Consider the following 17,379-nt stretch of genomic DNA (forward strand, 5'->3'; position numbering starts at 1 on the left):
CGGAACAAGCTGTACGGAATGTGCGCAGCCCTCATTCGAGGAACGTTTCGCGTACCAGAGCATGGCGCTGCATCTTCTCGTTCAGCGTCCGCCGCGGCAGTTGCAACTCATTGAGCACCGCCTTGATGTCGCCTTTATGACGGGCCAGCGAAGCGCGCAGGCATTGTGCTTCGAAGGCTTCCTGACGCGCCGCCAGCGAGTGCCCTGCCGATTGGGTATCAGATTGCGGCAGGGCGTGCTCCAGACCCAAAGCCTGCCGTTCGGCGGCATTGGCCAGCTCGCGCACGTTGCCTGGCCAGTCATGGCCCAGCAGGCGGCTCAGATGAGCTGCGTCCAGCGCGGGCGGTTCCCTGCCCACGCGTTCGGCGGCGGCGCGGGCGAAGTGGCTGAACAGTTGCGCGGTGTCTTCAAGGCGCTCGCGCAGCGGCGGCAAGCGTAGCTCGGCAACGTTGAGGCGGTAGGCCAGATCTTCGCGGAAGCGCCCGGCACGCGCCTCTTCGAGAAGATCAGGCTTGGTCGCGGCAATGATTCGCAGATCGACGTCGATACTCTGATTCGAGCCCAGCCGCTCAAGGCGCTTGTCCTGCAGAACGCGCAGCAGCTTGACCTGTTGCGCCATCGGCATGCTCTCGATTTCATCGAGGAACACCGTGCCGCCGTCGGCATACTCCAGGCGACCGATGCGCTTGCCCTGCGCACCGGTGAAGGCGCCGCTTTCGTGGCCGAACAGCTCGGCTTCGAACAGGTGTTCCGGGATGGCCGCGCAGTTGAGTGCAACAAAAGGTCTGGCGGCGCGCGGACCGAAATCGTGCAGGCAGCGCGCCACCAGTTCCTTGCCGCTGCCGGTTTCCCCGCGAATGATCACGTTGACCGGCAGTTGCGCCAGTTCCAGCACCTGGCGGCGCAGTGTCTGCATGCCGGGTGATACGCCGAGCAGCGTGGCGTCCAGCCGGGTTCTGGCATCGGCCTGCTCGTGCAGGCGGCGGTTTTCCAGCACCAGTTGGCGTTTCTCGAGGGCGCGCCGCAGGTTGCTGATCAAGGTTTCCGGGCTGAACGGTTTTTCCAGAAAGTCATAGGCCCCCTCGCGCATCGCCTCCACGGCCATCGGCACATCGCCATGGCCGGTCAGGAGGATGACCGGCAGGTCGCGGTCTGCGCCTTGCAACCGGGTCAGCAGCTCCAGGCCGCTCATGCCTGGCATGCTCACATCGGTCAGCACGACGCCGGGGAAGTGCTCAGGCAGGTGGGCCAGGCACTCTTCGGCGCGGGCGAAGACTTGCACCTCGAACCCCGACAGCGTCAGCCATTGTTCGACGGCTTGCCGAATGGGCGCCTCGTCGTCTACCACGATGACCGAATTCAACATGCCGGGTCAGGCCTCCAGAAAGTCGTTGGGCAAGCTGAACCAGAACTCGGCACCGTCCGCATGGTTTTGCGCCGTCAGTTGCCCGCCCAGTTCATGAATGATGGCGTACGACACAGCCAGGCCAAGGCCCAGGCCGTCGCCTACCGGTTTGGTGGTGAAGAACGGATCGAAAATGCTGGGCAGATTTTCCGCGGCGATCCCGCTTCCGTTGTCCCTGACGCTGAGCCGCCAATAGTTGTCGACGGCGTCGATACGCACTTCAAGATGCCTGGAGCGGCACTCGCGCATGGCGTCCAGTGCATTGCGCAGCAGGTTTATCATTACCTGTTCCAGGCGGATGGCGTCGCCGCGCACCCATGCCGGGCGAGCCAGATGAAGGACGCAGTCGACGTGTTCCTCGCGCAGGCGCGGGTCAAGCAACAGCAAAGCCTGATCGACAACCGTGGCCAGGTCCAGCCTCTCGCGCAGGCCGCTGGGGCTCTTGCGCGCGAAGGTCTTCAGGTGGCTGGTCAAGGCGGCCATGCGTGTCAGTTGCTGATCGACGGGAACCAGCGCTTTGCAGGCTTCATCGATGCGGCCCTGATCGAGCAGCAGTCGCAGGGTCGCCAGTTGCATGCGCTGGGCGGTTAGCGGCTGGTTGATTTCGTGGGCCAGTGCTGCCGACATCTGCCCCAGCGCCGCCAGTTTGGCCGACTGCACCAGACCGTCCTGCGCGGTTTGCAGATCACGCGTGCGCGCTTGCACCAGGCGCTCAAGTTCATCCCGGTTGCGCTCCCTCAATCGCGCCAGTCGCCAGCGCTGATAGAGAAACAGGCTCAGAAATACCAGCGCCAGCCAGATGCCTGCGGCGGCCAGTCCTGCATTGCGAACGTCCTCACTGGAGGGGGGCGGCTTGCGCAACAGGTGCAGGGTCCAGTTTTCGTCGGTAAGGGGCAGCGACTGCCAGAGATAATCCGTCGTGCCGTACGGGCCGTCGACACGGCTCAAATGGCTGTTTTCGCTGAAGCTGTCGATGACCCGGCTGCGCAGCGGTGACAATACCTGCTTGTCGTACTGGCGGGTGCGCAACAGGGTGGCACGGTCTTCCATCGAGATCGGCAGCAGCTCGCGATAACGCCAGCCTGGTTGATTGGCGATAAATACGATGCCTTTCTCATCGCTGACCAGCAGCAGGTCCTCACCCTGATCCCATTCCTGCTCAAGGCTGGGGAACTCCAGTTTGACGACCATTGCCCCCATGAACCCACCGGTATCGTTCAAGACCGCGCTGGACAGAAAGTACCCCGGAATTCCGGTGGTCACACCGACCGCATAAAAGCGCCCGGTGCCCTTGGCGCGGGTTTGCAGGAAGTAGGGTCGAAAAGCGTAGTTGTGGCCGACATAGCTATTGGGCGTACGCCAGTTGCTCGCGCCAATCGCCAGACCATGCCGGTCGAGCAACTCCAGCGTCGACGAATGAGCCGCGCTGTTGATTTTTTCCAGCTTGAGGTTGAGTGCGTTCTGCACCTCACCGGTTACCGGGCCGCTCAGCGCGGCACGAATTTCCGGGTCCAGCGCCAGCACGGAGGGCAGGGCGCGATAGCGCTCGATCAGGGTGTGCAGGGTATTGGCATACAGTGCCAACTGTCCTTCGGCACGTGCGGCATCTTCCGACATTGCGTGACGCTGCGCCTGACGCATCGCTAGCCCGGCGCACAGGGCTGCACCGGCCAGAATCAGCAGCACGTACAGGGTAATGCGCCAGTAGCGATGCTTGAGCGTCATGTCGCAGCCTGATTGAACCCTGCTGGCGCGTTCCCGAGCGAATGCTCACGAACGCGCCACGCGCAGGGTTTACAACAGATTGAAGGTCGCTTCTTTCACTGCTTGCGAGTCCAGGCCGATCATGACCTTGAATTCGCCAGGTTCTGCCACGTGCTTAAGCTCGGTGTTGTAGAACTTCAGGTCGTCTTCACTGAGGGTGAAGGTTACGACTTTTTCTTCTCCGGGCTCGAGCATCACTTTTTCGAAGTTTTTCAGTTCTTTTACCGGACGGCTGATCGACGCCGCTACGTCATGCAGGTACAACTGCACAACAGTTGCACCGGCAACCTTGCCGGTATTTTTCACGGTCACGCTGGCAGTCAGCTTGCCTTTGCGGGTCATGTTGGCGTCCGACAACGTGATGTCCGAGACGTCGAACTGGGTGTAGCTCAGACCATAACCGAACGGGTACAGCGGGCCATTGGGCTCCTCGAAATAGTGCGAGGTGTAGTTGCCTGGCTTGCCTTCGTGATACGGACGGCCGGTGTTCAGGTGCGCATAGTAGACCGGCAGTTGACCGATCGAGCGAGGAAACGTCATGGCTAGCTTGCCCGACGGGTTGTAGTCGCCGAACAGCACATCAGCCACTGCGTTGCCGCCTTCGGTGCCCGGGAACCAGGTTTCGAGCATGGCGTCGGCCTGTTCCTGTTCGTCGACCAGAACCAGCGGACGGCCGTTCATCAGTACCAGCACCAGTGGTTTGCCAGTGGCCTTGAGCGCCTTGATCAGGTCGCGCTGTTTGCCCGGAATGTTCAGGCTGCTGCGGCTGGCCGATTCATGCGACATGCCACGCGACTCGCCGACCACGGCAACGATCACATCGGCCTGCTCGGCGACCTTGACCGCTTCGTCGATCATTTCCTGGGCCGGACGCGGGTCGATCTCTACTTCCTTCTCGATGAAGTTCAGGTAGTTGAGGACGTGTTCGTTGTCACTGACGTTGGCACCGCGCGCGTAAACCAGCTTGGCCTTGTCGCCGACTGCGTTGGCCAGCCCTTCATACACCGTCACCGACTGGTTGGGACGACCCGCTGCCGACCAGCTGCCGAGCATGTCGAGGTGACTTTGCGCCAGTCCGCCGATCACTGCGATGGTGCCTTGCTTCTTCAGTGGCAGTGTCTCGTTCTGGTTTTTCAGCAGCACCAGCGTCTTGCGCGCCACATCTCGAGCTTCGGCACGGTGCAGGCGGTCATCGGAATAGGTGTCGGCCGGATCTTCGGCAGCGACACCGATGCGACCGTAAGGCGAGGCGAACAGGCCCATGTCGTACTTGGCACCCAGCACTTCACGCACGGCGCTGTCGATTTCCTTCATGGAAACCTCGCCGTCTTTCACCAGACCGGGCAACTGCTCGCCATAGGCCGCGTCGTTCATGCTCAGGTCGATGCCCGCCTTGATCGCCAGCTTGGCGGCCTCGCGGAAATCCTTGGCCACGCCGTGGTCGATCAGTTCCTTGAGCGCGCCGTGGTCGCTGATGGTCACGCCCTTGAAGCCCCAGTCCTTGCGCAACAGGTCCTGCATCAACCATTTGTTGGAGGTCGACGGCACGCCGTTGATCGAGTTGAGTGCGACCATGATGCCGCCGGCGCCGGCATCGATGCCGGCCTTGTAGGGCGGCAGGTAGTCCTGGTACATGCGCGTCATGCTCATGTCCACGGTGTTGTAGTCGCGTCCGCCTTCTACCGCGCCATACAGGGCGAAGTGTTTGACGGCGGCCATGATGCTGTCGTTGGCTGCGACGTTCTTGCCCTGGAAGGACCTGACCATCACATCGGAAATGCGTGACACCAGGTAGGTGTCTTCACCGAACCCTTCGGAACTGCGGCCCCAGCGAGGGTCGCGGGAAATATCCACCATGGGGGCGAAGGTCATGTCGATACTGTCGGCACTGGCTTCTTTGGCCGAGACCCGGCCCATCAGTGCGATGGCGTCCATGTCCCAGCTTGCGGCCATGCCCAGGCTGATCGGGAAAATCGTGCGATGGCCGTGAACCACGTCATAGGCAAAGAACATCGGAATTTTCAGACGGCTCTTGGCGACTGCGGCTTCCTGCAGCGGACGATTTTCCGAACGGGTAATGGAGTTGAACGTGCCGCCGATTCTTCCGGCGGCAATTTCCTTGAGAATTTGCGGCTGTGGCATTTCCGAACTGATACTGATGAGTCGTAACTGACCGATCTTTTCGTCCAGAGTCATTTGTTTCATGAGTTTGCCGATGAAGGCATTCTTGGCCTGAAGCGTTGTATTGTCCGTGGCGGCAGCGTTCTGGGCCATCACCGACTGACTGGCCATACCGACCAGCAAACCTAATAAACACAGCTTATTCATGAATGATTTCTCAAGGCTTTTGTCAGTAACTCGCGTTTAATGTCCGACAGCCAGTTTTTGGGTTATGGACCTTTGGCGTTATGGTTCGCACGGGATGCCAGGATAGTTGCCATCCGCTTCACTGTACGAAGTCTCCCCAAGGTGTGTACGAAAATGGCGGTTTGATTGATTTTTGTACAGACCCTGTTCGATCAAATAATGACCGCATCAGGTGTTGGCGATGGATTATGCCGGGGAACTTGTGTTTTGGCTAAGGCGCGTCGTTTCAATGGATTCAAAAAAACACCGGAGGTCTGGATTTTGAAGTCTGTTTCACAGTGGTTGTTGTACGTGGTGATGCTGTTGGGAGGGGTATTGCGTGCCGAGGCAGAGCCATCAGCACTGGTTTTTCCGCCGATGACCGGCAGTGTGGTGGACGCCGCACAAATGCTCGACAGCCAGACTACGGTTCGTCTGGCCAGACTTCTGAGCGCCCATGAAAAGGCGACCGGGGAGCGGGTGGTGGTCGTAACCCTCGCTGATCTGCAGGGCACGAGCATCGAAGAGTTCGGCTCTCGACTCGGTGACGCCTGGGGCCTGGGGCTGCATGGCAAGGATGACAGTGTTCTGCTGGTGGTCTATCGCGACAAGCGCAAGGTGTTCATGGAGGTCGGCGATGTGCTGAAGGATCGTCTCAATGACGCCCAGGCCTCTCTGATCATCGACATGCTGATGACCCCCGAGTTTGACGACAACCGGTTTGCCGTCGGTATAGAGCGCGGTACGCGCGCGGTTATCGCGGCATTGGGCGGGCAGATACCCGATTATCCTGAACCGAAAAGACAGATGTCCGAAGTTGACGAGCAGACCAATGACGACCAGGTCTGGCTGATCGGAATCGTGTTGACCCTCATCGTGCTGGGGATTGTAATCATCAGTGTCAGACGCGGCGGCGCCACCCGGCCTGCCCGTGAAAGAGCCGCTGATCGCAGTGGCGGACGTTTCGGCGGCGGCGGTGCTTCAGGCAACTGGTAGTTGATTGATTCGGAATGAGGGAACCATGGCTTTACTGAACAAAGACGAACAGCGGCAGGTTGCCGAAGCGATTGACCGCGTCGAGCAGCGCACTGACGCCGAGCTGGTCACGGTGCTGGCCGCTCGTGCTGACGACTATGCCTACATGCCGCTGATCTGGGCCGGGCTGATCGGTCTGTTGCTGCCGGGCACGATCAATTACTGCCTTCAATGGCTGAGCGCGGACGAGTTGATGCTGGCGCAGATGAGCACGTTCATTATTGTGGCGCTGGTGTGCCACCTGTCGAAGGTCTCAGCGTTGCTGGTGCCGCTTTCGGTGCGGCGCTGGCGGGCCGGCAACCTCGCGCGTCGGCAGTTCCTCGAACAGAACCTGCACAAGACCCATGACGGCACCGGCATTCTGGTGTTTATCAGCGAGGCCGAGCGTTATGTCGAAATTCTGGTCGATCATGGCATCGCCAGTCGTCTGCACGACGACACCTGGAAAGCGATGGTCGACGTGTTCACTCAACAGGTTCGAGACGGGCAGATTCTGCAGGGATTTCTGGGGTGTATTCACGCCTGCGGCGAGTTGCTTGCCGATCACGTTCCGGTAACCCACGGCAGAAATGAGCTGCCCAATCGGCTGGTGGTGCTGGGGTAAGGCCAAAAGGCAGGCGTCGAGTTCAACGACACCTGCCTTTCTTGAAACCCTTGCGGGTCAGACGATACGCTTTACGTTGTAAAACGATTTTATGTAAGTCTGCAGGTGTTCGACCTGCTGGCTGATCGACGTCGAAGTATCAGCTGGCGACGTTATCTGATCCAGAAAATGGTAGAGCGATTGATAAACCTTTTTCGCCTCTTGTACCCAAAGCGTTTTGCTCTGAGCAACGCCGGCGAGCGCTGTCAACTCGTCGAGTTTTTCTCGGGTTGCCTGTGCTTCTCGGAGAGCCGTGCGGGAATCGTCAAGCAGAGCGTTATAGCGAGACCTCAGTCTGTCGCGTTCTTCAACGAGGTCAAGGTAGTTCAGGGCGCTGCTGACCTTGTCGAGCAGTTTTCCGAGTCTGGCAATCCCGGCGTTGATCAACGCGAGTTCCGGAGAGGTCATGGTGACCAGCTTGAGTTCCTCTGGAGTAGGCAGCATTTCCTTGAACTGATCGGCGATGTTGTACTTTTCAAATGTCTTGATCGTTGTGTCAAGCAGGCGCCGGTCTGCAGCGATTAACGCCATTGCGCTTTCCTGCGTGGCTGAGCGTTGGGTCATGCTGTCGATCTGTTGCTGAAGTGTTTCCAGCAAACGGTTGCTTTCCAGCGTCAGGTTTATCTGCGCCACATCATCGCTGTGTTCGGCAATGGCTTGAGCGCTGCGGCGCACGACGTCTGTGAGATTCGATACCTGCCGAATGCGCTGCCCGTTCAGCAGGCTGATCGCTTGTTGTTTCTGTGTGTCGCTGAGCCTTGCGTCGGCTTCAATCAGTTGTTGTTTCTGATTGATCGGCTTCAGGTCTATGTTATTCAACTGTACGGTGACAGTGGCCAGTTCCTGGCCATAGACCTTGTCTGCACTCATCAATGCGGCCTGAAGCGGCAGCATTTTTTCTTTCATGACCGGCAAAAAGTCCAGCTTCAGCGCGGTCACTTGCGCAAGAATATTCTGACGGGCTGTTTCCATGACTTCATTGTCAGGGGGGGTGAGGATTAACAGCTCATCCAGGCGTTCAGTGCTCATGGTTATCGTCCTATGCCAATGGCGGGTTGCTGTTCGCGTTTAAACTGGTCCAGCGCGCTATCAAATATCTTTAATAGCTCAGTCGTTTTACCTTTTATTTCCAGCCACGGCATGACGACGCCTTGAAACTGCATGGCGAAAATCAGCAGTGCCTGATCGTCTTTGATGGCCGCCAGTTCATGTGCGGAACGTTCTATGTACGTGGCTAACAGTAACCAGAGGTCTTTCAGGTGGGTGGCGCCTTTGTGAGCGTCCAACATACGAATATACATATCATCAAACATGAGTTGCAGGCTGCGCACGGCGGCTGTCAAAGGAACTTTTTCCTTGAGCAGTTGAACTTTCTGAGCCTTTGAAGCAACCATACGATTTTTTTCTTTTCGGATCTTTTCCGCTTTGGCGCCAAAAATACCTCCTGTGATAGCGACCCCGATGGGGCCGCCGAAACCACCCCAGGCAATAGTATTCAGTGCGGTTTTATGCTCCTTGTTTTTCTGCTCGATGTCCGTCGTCAGTTGTTCGATATCTTTTTCCAGCTCCTTGATTTGCTGGTCCAGGTCTGAGCGCGCAGCCAGTTTCACTTTGTCGTTGATGCCGGGAATGAGCGTGACGCTTAATACGGAGCTGAACGTATCGATGTGTTGCTCCAGTGTTTCGGCAGCGTGCTGATGGTTTTTTATTTGTGACGCCGTTTTCTTCAGAAATTCAGCCAGCGTGCTACAGACCCTTTGATCGTTTTTTTCCAGGGGTACCGGAGGTGTGTTGCGGACCTCTTCAATGATCAAATCGGCAACAGTCAGATCAATCTGTCTGGCAAAATCCATCTTTTCAATGCGGTCGATGATCTGCTGACCCTGTACCGAGAACTGCGCGGCAAACAGGTCAATATTGAACCCGGTACGCTTGATGCCATCCTCGATCCCCGACCAGCTTTTGCCGTGACTGTTAATGGCCTTGTAGGTCTTGAGCATGTCTTCAGGCTCAAGCCCGGGAATGCCACTTTTGGTAAAACCCAATTGCTGTTCGACGCGCGAAAGTGACGTGGGAATATTAAGGGCGTGTCGTTCGTAGCGTTTCAGACTAAGAATGTCTTCCTTGGTCAGAACAAGGCCGGCGCTACGGCCACCACTTTTTTCATCATCAAAGATAACGTTCAGGTATTCGACGGGTTTCAAGGTAACCCGTGCGATGTCTTCGTTTTCCAAAAGTGCTGCTGGAGTCAACATAATGCACGTTCCTTGTGCGAGTTATTTCAGTCGAGCAAAAAGCTCTAGAGGGTTGGTCTGATTATTTATAATCAGCCAAACCGACTATAAAGATGTTTTTATGCCGCGCAAGTAGCGGTTCATCGTTTTTGGCAAGGATTACTTTACCGTTTATGTGCGTTTCTTCAGGGGATGTAGGCACGTGCGAACAGTGTGTGTAGTCCCTGAAAAATAGGGGTGCCCATGACGCGCTGACACGCCTAAAATACAGGCCTGATTTTTCGAGTCCCGGACGGGACGCTTGAGGCACATTTTCAATGTCAGTCATTACCTCCACGTCACCCATCGCTGCGACCGATCATCTCGCGCAGTTCCTCGGCCTGCTGGAGACCAGCCTGTCGCAGAACTCGCTGATCAAGCTGGTCCTGGCCAAATACGTGGGCAGCGAGGCTGATCTGCAGCGGATCATCATCAAGCCGCTGACCGTCAAGGAACAACCGTGCCTGAGCTTTGTGTATCGCTACAAGACTCGCGACATCACCAAGAATTTTTCGCTTGCTGAAGCGGTGGCTGTCATTGCCAGCCTGATACCGGCGTCCTTCAAGAACGCGCACCTTTTGTCGCTGACCGACGAGGTGCAGCTGGAGTTCAGCAAGAAGGGCAAGACGACGCTGTTCAAAAGCAAGGCTCAGCAGGAGCGCCAGGCTCCTTCGGCCGGGCATGACCGCGAGAAGAAACGCTACCTGGAGCTTACCCGGCCATTCCTGACTGACTTGGGTGTGACCAATCGCCAGCATGAGCTGATTCCGGCCATGTCGCGCAAATGGAAGCAGATCAACAAGTTCATCGAAGTGTTTTCCCATGCACTGAGCTCATCGCCGCTCAAGCTCGATCAGCCGATCAAGGTTGCGGACTTCGGCTCAGGCAAGGGTTATCTGACCTTCGCCATCCACGACTACCTGTGCAACACCTTGCAGGCGCAAGGGCAGGTGACCGGTGTCGAACTGCGCGAAGACATGGTCAGTTTGTGCGACGAGGCGGCGGCGAAGCTCGATCATCCGGGGCTGACCTTTGCGCAGGGTGACGTGCGTACGGTGGCGCCCAGCGCGCTGGACGTGATGATCGCGCTGCACGCCTGTGATATCGCGACAGACTACGCCATTCATATGGGCATTCGCTCCGGCGCCTCGATCATCATGTGCTCGCCGTGCTGCCACAAACAGATCCGCTTGCAGATCCAGAGCCCGACGCTGTTGAAGCCGATGCTGCAATACGGTCTGCACATGGGCCAGCAGGCAGAAATGGTCACCGACAGCCTGCGCGCGCTGTTGCTGGAGGCATGTGGTTACGAGACCAAAGTGTTCGAGTTCATTTCGCTGGAGCACACCAACAAAAACAAGATGATCCTCGCGGTCAAGCGTACCGAGCCGGTCGATCCGGCTCAGTTGCTGGCGCGTATTCAGGAGCTCAAGACGTTCTACGGCCTTAGCGAGCATTGCCTGGAAACGCTCCTCAAGAGCGACGGCTTTATTGGCTGAAAATAGCCGTTCTGTGCGCAGTGGCGAAGAGTCTGCGACCAACGGTCTGGCGTTTGACTGCTTTGTTGCGCTGGGTCAATGGTTGTACCTCGCGCCAGGCGGATGCTTGGTTTATCACCCCAGCATCCGCGCTACCCACGAGGGTCCGTCATGATCAGCACTTTTTTCATCCCCGCTGTGAACATCATCGGCACTGGCTGCATTGACGAAGCCATGCTCGCCATACGCAAATACGGATTTCGCAAGGCGCTGATCGTCACGGATGCAGGCCTCGCCAAGGCCGGAGTGGCCAGTCAGGTCGCCGGGCTGCTGGTGGAGCAGGGCATCGACTCGGTGGTGTACGACGGTGCCCGCCCCAACCCGACCATCGCCAATGTCGAGAACGGTCTTGCCTTGTTGCAGGAGCGCCAGTGCGATTTCGTCATATCGCTTGGCGGCGGCTCGCCCCACGACTGTGCAAAAGGTATTGCCCTGTGCGCCAGCAACGGAGGGCACATCAGTGACTATGAGGGCGTCGACCGTTCGGCTAAACCGCAGTTGCCGCTGATCGCCATCAATACCACCGCCGGAACCGCGAGTGAGATGACCCGCTTCTGCATCATCACCGATGAAGCGCGGCACGTAAAAATGGCGATCATCGACCGCAACGTCACGCCGCTGTTGTCGGTGAATGATCCCGACATGATGGTCGCCATGCCCAGGTCGCTGACTGCCGCCACTGGCATGGATGCCTTGACTCATGCAATCGAAGCCTATGTCTCCACGGCTGCCAACCCGATCACTGACGCCTGTGCGTTACAGGCTATGGCGCTGATCGCCAACAATTTGCGCGACGCATTCAACAACGGGGCAAACATCACCGCCCGCGAGAACATGGCCTATGCCCAGTTTCTGGCCGGCATGGCGTTCAATAACGCGTCACTGGGCTATGTGCATGCCATGGCGCACCAGTTGGGCGGCTTTTATGATTTGCCCCACGGTGTGTGCAACGCCGTATTGCTGCCCCATGTGCAGCGCTTCAACGCCAGCGTCAGCGCTGCCCGCCTGACCGACGTTGCGCACGCCATGGGCAGCAATATCCGTGGGCTGTCTCCAGAAGAAGGCGCGCAGGCCGCCATCGACGCCATTCATGCATTGTCGGCTGCCGTGGAAATTCCGGCAGGTCTTGCTGCGCTGGGCGTCAAGGAGGAAGACTTCCCACTGTTGGCCACTAATGCCCTGAAAGATGCCTGTGGCCTGACCAATCCGCGTCCTGCCGATCTCGAGCAGATTCAGGACATATTTCGCCAGGCACTTTAATCATTCCTGCACAACAGGCCCGCCATGGACGTGCTTTGGCCGTACACCCTTGAAGATCATGAGTGTTGTGGGCGCGGGATTGACAGCGTCAGGATGGAGCGGGTGTTTTCGTGAGCCAGGGTGCCTGAACAGAGGCTGACCAGCACCATGGAACCGGAGCAGACCATGCCGCAGTCCGTTTAGCATCCAGATTGTCCTCGCGAATCCCGCGAGCATGACGGGAAGCTCAACCGATGACGCCCCTGCAATCTCTTTTGCAAAGCGGCTATCTGAAGATCGCCGCCACTCTGGTTCTGCTGTTTTCAGGCGCGCAATGCGTGCGGGCAGCAGACATTCCTGAAGGTTTCGCCAAGGATGTGACCGGCGGAGGCTCCGCGGCTGCCGTGCATCCCTCCACGCTGGATGAACTTCGCTCAGCACTCTGTGCGTCGCATGACTCGCACGGTGCCTGCACCGATGACACACCGCGAGTGATTGTCCTGGACCACACGTTCGACTTCCGCGCGAGCGTGATTGCCAACGGCAATACCACAACCACCGAGCCTGGCTGCGTAGTGAAGCCGTGCCCGCAGGGTGGTGAGCAACTTGCACTGAATGGCGCCAACAACTTCTGCCAATCAAGGCCACGTGTCATGGTGACCTACGACAACGCGGGGCTGAAACCACTGAAAGTCGGCTCCAACAAGACATTGATCGGGCTCGGCGACAAGGCAGGCATTCAGGGCGCTGGGCTGTTCATTGGCGACGGCGCGCATAACGTGATCGTTCGCAACCTGACGCTTTCGGATATCAATCCACGTGTCGTATGGGGCGGCGATGCGCTGACCCTGAACAAGGCTGATGGCGTGTGGATCGATCACAACACCTTTGCGCGGATCGGCAGACAGATGATTGTTACGGGCTGGGGCACTGCGTCACACGTCACCATTTCCAGCAATGAGTTCGACGGCCAAACGCCTTACTCGTCTACCTGCGATGGCCATCATTACTGGGTATGGCTGTTCCTCGGCAGTCAGGACACGCTGACGCTGTCGAGAAACTATGTACACGATACCTCTGGCAGAGCACCCCATTCAGGCGGCATGAACAATGCGCAGGTTCGTGCCCAACTGGTCAACAACGTTTTCCAGCGCATGACCTATCAAGGCGCAATCATGTCGCGTACCTCATCGTCACAGCTGCTGGTCGAGGGAAACGACTTCGAGAACGTGGCTCATCCGCTGTATAACGATGTGGACCAGCCAGGCACGGCGTTCGCCTTGTTCGATCCGGTCTCAAAAGCCGCCAATGATGCGTGTATGAGCGCGATAGGCAGAACCTGTGTCGTGAATCAGCAGCGCAGCAGTGGCGAGGACTATCGCCCTCGGGATGCCTCTGCCCTGGAGGCGTTCAGGGAGTATCGGCAGTATCTGGTGATGCCCGTTTCGGCGCAGGAAGCCAAGGCGCGGGTGCCGGGAGAGGCGGGGGTGGGGAAAGTCAGTACCGGTCTACTGCAATGACTTCGATGTTTGAGTTGCATTCACCGGTACCCAATCGTTTTACTATCACGCAATACCGCGCCTTCTAACACCTAAAAAGGCCCGATCAGTGAGTCAGGGGAAGTCATTTTGATGGATCAAGAAAGCATCGTCCGGTACTGGCATGCGGTCGAGTTGTTGCAACCACAATCAGCACCCAAGCTGAAAAAACGCGCTAATCGATACGAAGCGTTTATCCATGACACGTCAATTCAGCGCCCGCTGCTTCCGTGGACCCCGGAAAGTAGCGTCAGTGCACAGGAACTGCCCAAGAAGCGCATATGGAGCCACACGCTCTATGCTCATCTTTACGACAGCCGTCTCGTTGCCGAGAAGCTCGATGCGATGTACGGCGCCGATCAGGGCTACCAGGAGCCCGGGTTTCGCGAGTCAGCCGTGTTTGCGGCAAAATTCACGATGGCGGGCCGACTGGTCGATGACAGCCTCGTGCTTTCGAGTGAAGCGTGGTTTCTAGGGCGGGTATTGACCGGCAAGGACTGGACCAGAGGGTTCGAGACCGACCAAAAGACCGTCAGGGAGCGTGCTAACAGCCTGTTCGAAGGTGAGGTATCAAGCGCAGACTTGCGTGAACTGACTCACTGGACCCTCCAGTTTCTGGGGCTGGGGGACTTTTTTGGTGAGATGGACCACCACCATTTTCGCTTTCGCTCACAACCCGTCAAGCCCGACAAGCCCGAGTCGGAAGACGATCCACTGAACAGCTTTTTGCTGGACGATCTTGCCGATGTCGCCGATGCGATCTCCAGAGGGGTGAAAAGCGAACCACTGGACCAGTACCTGCGCTATCACGATCCCGAGCTTCGCCTGCATATGGATGATAAGCGTGCATCGTTGCCACTGATGGGGCGACTGATGCCGGATGCCTACGCCAGTAGCTGTTGGCCCACCGAGCACCATTTGGGCCTGGTGCATTCCCAGCAGCTGGCCGTCAACACAATCCAGTCCACCCTGGCCGATGGTCAAGGGCTGCTTGGCGTCAACGGCCCACCTGGAACGGGCAAGACGACGCTGTTGCGCGACCTTATTGCAGCGATTATCACCAGCCGCGCCGATGCGTTTGCCAAGCTACGCCGTGCTTCCGATGCATTCGCAAGCGACGGACGCGAAGCTGCCAACGACGGTGGCAGGCAGCAATACAGTTTCAGGCTCAACCCCGCACTGTATGGCTTCGAAATCGTAGTCGCTTCGTCCAACAACGGTGCCGTGGAAAATGTGACACTGGAACTGCCGCAGAGAGACAAGATTGACGAAAGTTGGCTGCCAGAAGCAGAGTATTTCGCCGAGCTGGGGGAACTTGTCTCGGATAAGCCTGCGTGGGGACTGATTTCCGGTGCATTGGGGAGTAAGGCGCGTCGCAACAAATTCGTAGATCGTTACTTCTATGGTCAGCGCCCGTTTGGCAGCGAAGACAAGGCTGCGGCGCAGGTAGAAGACGAGACGGAGGTCGACCCTGATGAAGAAGTCGACAACATCGTGGAAGCACTCTTTTCGGCCTCCTCTGCCGAGATGGAAGACGCTGACGACAGCGAGAGCCAGAGCGAAGATGCTCCACCCGAGGAAGAGAAGGGCCCGAAGGGATTTTGGGGGTGGCTCAATGTGAGTGCCGAGGTGAATGCGGTCCGTTCACCAGAGCAACGTCAAGCGTTGTGGCAGCAAGCAGTCTCTGACTACGAGGCGGTCAAGGCGCAAGAACGCAAAGCATGCCGTGACGCCAGTCGGATTCGTGAGTTGATCCTGGCCATCCTCGAGGCCAGGAAGAAGATTGCCGAAGACTCCGAAAAACTCAGGTCATTCGAACAGTCGCTGATTGAGGTAGCCAATGAACTCTCGCGCCTGGATAACGAGGAAGGTGGTCCCGCCAATACGGCACTGAAGAAGTGTCTTGACGCGCTTGGGATGCTCCCACCCAGACCCGGTTTCTGGTCAAATGTATTCAGTCTGGGAAATGCTCGACGCGACTGGAATGCCGCTCGGGCACTGCTGGAAAGCCAACGTGACGTTGCCAAGGCCGAGTTCGCGCGGATCACACGCCTTACTCAACAACTCGATATCGATAAGGTCCAGGCGGAAAGAAAAATCACTGACGCGCGCCGAGTGCTTCAGGGATCGCAGCAGCAGGACCAAACGCTTACGCGCGATGCCTGGGAACTGGCAACCACTCATCAGGCTGACCATTTGCTTGCTTGGTTAAAAGACAACGCTATCGGGGATGGGGATGCCATTGAACTGGCCGAACCCTGGCGCATTGAAGGCTGGCGGAAGGCACGTGCGCGGGTTTTCATCCAGGCACTGAAGCTCCACCAGACGTTCTTCGAGCTTGAGGCGTCAAGACTGCGTTCCAATTTATTCATGATCAATAGTCTGCTGACCGGTTCGCGTTTCCAAGGGTTGTCGCGCGATGCAATCCGTTCGGCGTGGGCTTCTTTGTTCATGGTCGTTCCGGTGTTGAGCAGCACCTTCGCATCATTCGCCCGTTCGTTTGGCTCGCTGGGTGCCAGTGAGATTGGCTGGTTACTCGTGGATGAGGCAGGTCAGGCCGCTCCGCAACAGGCAGTCGGCGCACTATGGCGGTCCCGACGCGCGTTGCTGGTGGGGGACCCGCTGCAACTCAAGCCCATCGTTACCGTATCCGATGCGGTGCTGGAGCACATGCGTACACGTTACGGGGTTGATGCGCACTGGATTCCCAATCAAAAATCCGCACAGGTGCTGGCTGACGAAGCCACTCCTTGGGGACGCATGGCCGGGCCTGCCGGCGGCAAGACGTGGGTAGGATTGCCACTGGTCGTGCATCGCCGCTGCGACAAGCCTATGTATGCACTCGCCAACCGTATCGCCTACGACGGAGCAATGGTGTATGGAACGATTGCACCGCGCGCCGACAAAGAAACCCTCGCCAGTCTGCCGACAGGGTGGATACATGTCAGTGGGTCTTCCGAAGGAAATTGGGTGCCTGCGGAAGGCCAGGTCTTACGCTACCTGCTCAAGCGGCTGCATGGCGATGGCGTAGAGGCGACAGATATTTCGGTCATCACGCCTTTCAAGGCTGTGCAGCAAAACCTCAAGCGCATACTCCGAGGCAAGCTGGTGTCGGGCACGATCCACACGATGCAAGGCAAGGAAGCATCGATCGTCATCGTCGTATTGGGCGGCAACACTGCCGGAGCGGGTGCTCGCAACTGGGCTGTTTCAGAACCTAACCTGCTGAACGTGGCGGCGACGCGTGCCAAGCGACGCCTCTATGTGATTGGCGACAGAAACGACTGGAAGCACCGGCAGTTGTTCTGTGACGTCATGGATCTGCTACCGCTTCAGGATATTCAAGCACACCAGTAATGGGCTTTACGCATGAATGCCACCGCTCCATTGTGTGCACTGCTGCAGCGTTCGCTGAGCGGAGATCAGTGGTTCGGGTGGATGTGTGAATTTGTCTTGACCCGATTGAACGCGATAGCGAGCCGGGACAGTGATGAGAAGGACGTAGATTCCGCTCGAACGGCGGGCGGCCTGCCCGCCTGCCCAGCCAGAACGCTTACTCCAGCCTCCTCCAGCTGTATTTCATCGGTTCCAGGAAACA

The 17,379-nt window shown here is 57.9% G+C and carries 11 protein-coding genes; 6 read left to right on the forward strand and 5 right to left on the reverse strand.

Annotation, left to right across the window (positions count from 1 at the left end; translation table 11 throughout):
• Nucleotides 1–31: 31 nt before the first annotated feature.
• The 3 genes from JOE29_RS04955 to bglX form a co-directional block, all read right to left on the reverse strand.
• The gene (locus JOE29_RS04955; RefSeq protein WP_210078892.1) at nt 32–1,366 is read right to left on the reverse strand and encodes a sigma-54 dependent transcriptional regulator; all 1,335 of its coding nucleotides are present in this window, start codon (nt 1,364–1,366) and stop codon (nt 32–34) included.
• A 6-nt stretch (nt 1,367–1,372) separates the two neighbouring features.
• Nucleotides 1,373–3,130 carry an ATP-binding protein gene (locus tag JOE29_RS04960; protein ID WP_003425219.1) on the reverse strand — a complete coding sequence of 586 codons (1,758 nt, stop codon included), beginning with the start codon at nt 3,128–3,130 and terminating at the stop codon, nt 1,373–1,375.
• Between the two features lie 69 nt (nt 3,131–3,199).
• Nucleotides 3,200–5,497, reverse strand: coding sequence for a beta-glucosidase BglX (bglX, locus tag JOE29_RS04965; protein WP_057407192.1), 2,298 nt, complete (start codon nt 5,495–5,497; stop codon nt 3,200–3,202).
• A gap of 336 nt (nt 5,498–5,833) precedes the next feature.
• On the opposite strand from bglX, the gene JOE29_RS04970 reads away from it, so the two are divergent.
• Both JOE29_RS04970 and JOE29_RS04975 read left to right on the forward strand, forming a co-directional pair.
• A complete protein-coding gene (locus tag JOE29_RS04970) occupies nt 5,834–6,511 on the forward strand; it encodes a TPM domain-containing protein (protein ID WP_044312284.1) in 678 nt (225 codons plus the stop codon).
• 25 nt (nt 6,512–6,536) lie between these two features.
• A complete protein-coding gene (locus JOE29_RS04975; protein WP_003395896.1) occupies nt 6,537–7,154 on the forward strand; it encodes a TPM domain-containing protein in 618 nt (205 codons plus the stop codon).
• Nucleotides 7,155–7,211: 57 nt separating this feature from the next.
• Here JOE29_RS04975 and JOE29_RS04980 read toward each other — a convergent pair whose 3' ends face one another.
• Together JOE29_RS04980 and JOE29_RS04985 are read right to left on the reverse strand one after the other, a co-directional pair.
• Nucleotides 7,212–8,228 (reverse strand): alpha-xenorhabdolysin family binary toxin subunit B, encoded by a 1,017-nt coding sequence (locus JOE29_RS04980; protein ID WP_210079996.1) that lies wholly within the window; start codon nt 8,226–8,228, stop codon nt 7,212–7,214.
• Nucleotides 8,225–9,448: an alpha-xenorhabdolysin family binary toxin subunit A gene (locus JOE29_RS04985; RefSeq protein ID WP_074997116.1), complete on the reverse strand. Its 1,224-nt coding sequence runs from the start codon at nt 9,446–9,448 to the stop codon at nt 8,225–8,227. Before JOE29_RS04985 ends, JOE29_RS04980 begins: the two co-directional genes overlap by 4 nt.
• A gap of 296 nt (nt 9,449–9,744) precedes the next feature.
• On the opposite strand from JOE29_RS04985, the gene JOE29_RS04990 reads away from it, so the two are divergent.
• The 4 genes from JOE29_RS04990 to JOE29_RS05005 all read left to right on the forward strand — a co-directional run bounded on the left by JOE29_RS04990 (nt 9,745) and on the right by JOE29_RS05005 (nt 17,138).
• Nucleotides 9,745–10,965, forward strand: coding sequence for an SAM-dependent methyltransferase (locus JOE29_RS04990; protein ID WP_210078895.1), 1,221 nt, complete (start codon nt 9,745–9,747; stop codon nt 10,963–10,965).
• A gap of 150 nt (nt 10,966–11,115) precedes the next feature.
• Nucleotides 11,116–12,264: an L-threonine dehydrogenase gene (yiaY, locus tag JOE29_RS04995; protein ID WP_010424090.1), complete on the forward strand. Its 1,149-nt coding sequence runs from the start codon at nt 11,116–11,118 to the stop codon at nt 12,262–12,264.
• Between the two features lie 233 nt (nt 12,265–12,497).
• Nucleotides 12,498–13,763, forward strand: a complete 1,266-nt coding sequence (locus JOE29_RS05000) for a right-handed parallel beta-helix repeat-containing protein (protein WP_210078897.1) — start codon at nt 12,498–12,500, stop codon at nt 13,761–13,763.
• A 111-nt stretch (nt 13,764–13,874) separates the two neighbouring features.
• A complete protein-coding gene (locus JOE29_RS05005) occupies nt 13,875–17,138 on the forward strand; it encodes an ATP-binding protein (protein WP_210079997.1) in 3,264 nt (1,087 codons plus the stop codon).
• Nucleotides 17,139–17,379: the final 241 nt, after the last annotated feature.

This window comes from Pseudomonas sp. PvP009 (assembly GCF_017832995.1).
In the GTDB taxonomy this organism is placed as follows: Bacteria; Pseudomonadota; Gammaproteobacteria; order Pseudomonadales; family Pseudomonadaceae; genus Aquipseudomonas; species Aquipseudomonas syringae.

What these genes read in the sequence shown, in the direction of transcription:
- JOE29_RS04955 (WP_210078892.1), bottom strand. Translation starts at nt 1,366, where the DNA reads ATGTTGAATTCGGTCATCGTGGTAGACGACGAGGCGCCCATTCGGCAA.
- JOE29_RS04960 (WP_003425219.1), bottom strand. Translation starts at nt 3,130, where the DNA reads ATGACGCTCAAGCATCGCTACTGGCGCATTACCCTGTACGTGCTGCTG.
- bglX (WP_057407192.1), bottom strand. Translation starts at nt 5,497, where the DNA reads ATGAATAAGCTGTGTTTATTAGGTTTGCTGGTCGGTATGGCCAGTCAG.
- JOE29_RS04970 (WP_044312284.1), top strand. Translation starts at nt 5,834, where the DNA reads ATGCTGTTGGGAGGGGTATTGCGTGCCGAGGCAGAGCCATCAGCACTG.
- JOE29_RS04975 (WP_003395896.1), top strand. Translation starts at nt 6,537, where the DNA reads ATGGCTTTACTGAACAAAGACGAACAGCGGCAGGTTGCCGAAGCGATT.
- JOE29_RS04985 (WP_074997116.1), bottom strand. Translation starts at nt 9,448, where the DNA reads ATGTTGACTCCAGCAGCACTTTTGGAAAACGAAGACATCGCACGGGTT.
- JOE29_RS04990 (WP_210078895.1), top strand. Translation starts at nt 9,745, where the DNA reads ATGTCAGTCATTACCTCCACGTCACCCATCGCTGCGACCGATCATCTC.
- yiaY (WP_010424090.1), top strand. Translation starts at nt 11,116, where the DNA reads ATGATCAGCACTTTTTTCATCCCCGCTGTGAACATCATCGGCACTGGC.
- JOE29_RS05000 (WP_210078897.1), top strand. Translation starts at nt 12,498, where the DNA reads ATGACGCCCCTGCAATCTCTTTTGCAAAGCGGCTATCTGAAGATCGCC.
- JOE29_RS05005 (WP_210079997.1), top strand. Translation starts at nt 13,875, where the DNA reads ATGGATCAAGAAAGCATCGTCCGGTACTGGCATGCGGTCGAGTTGTTG.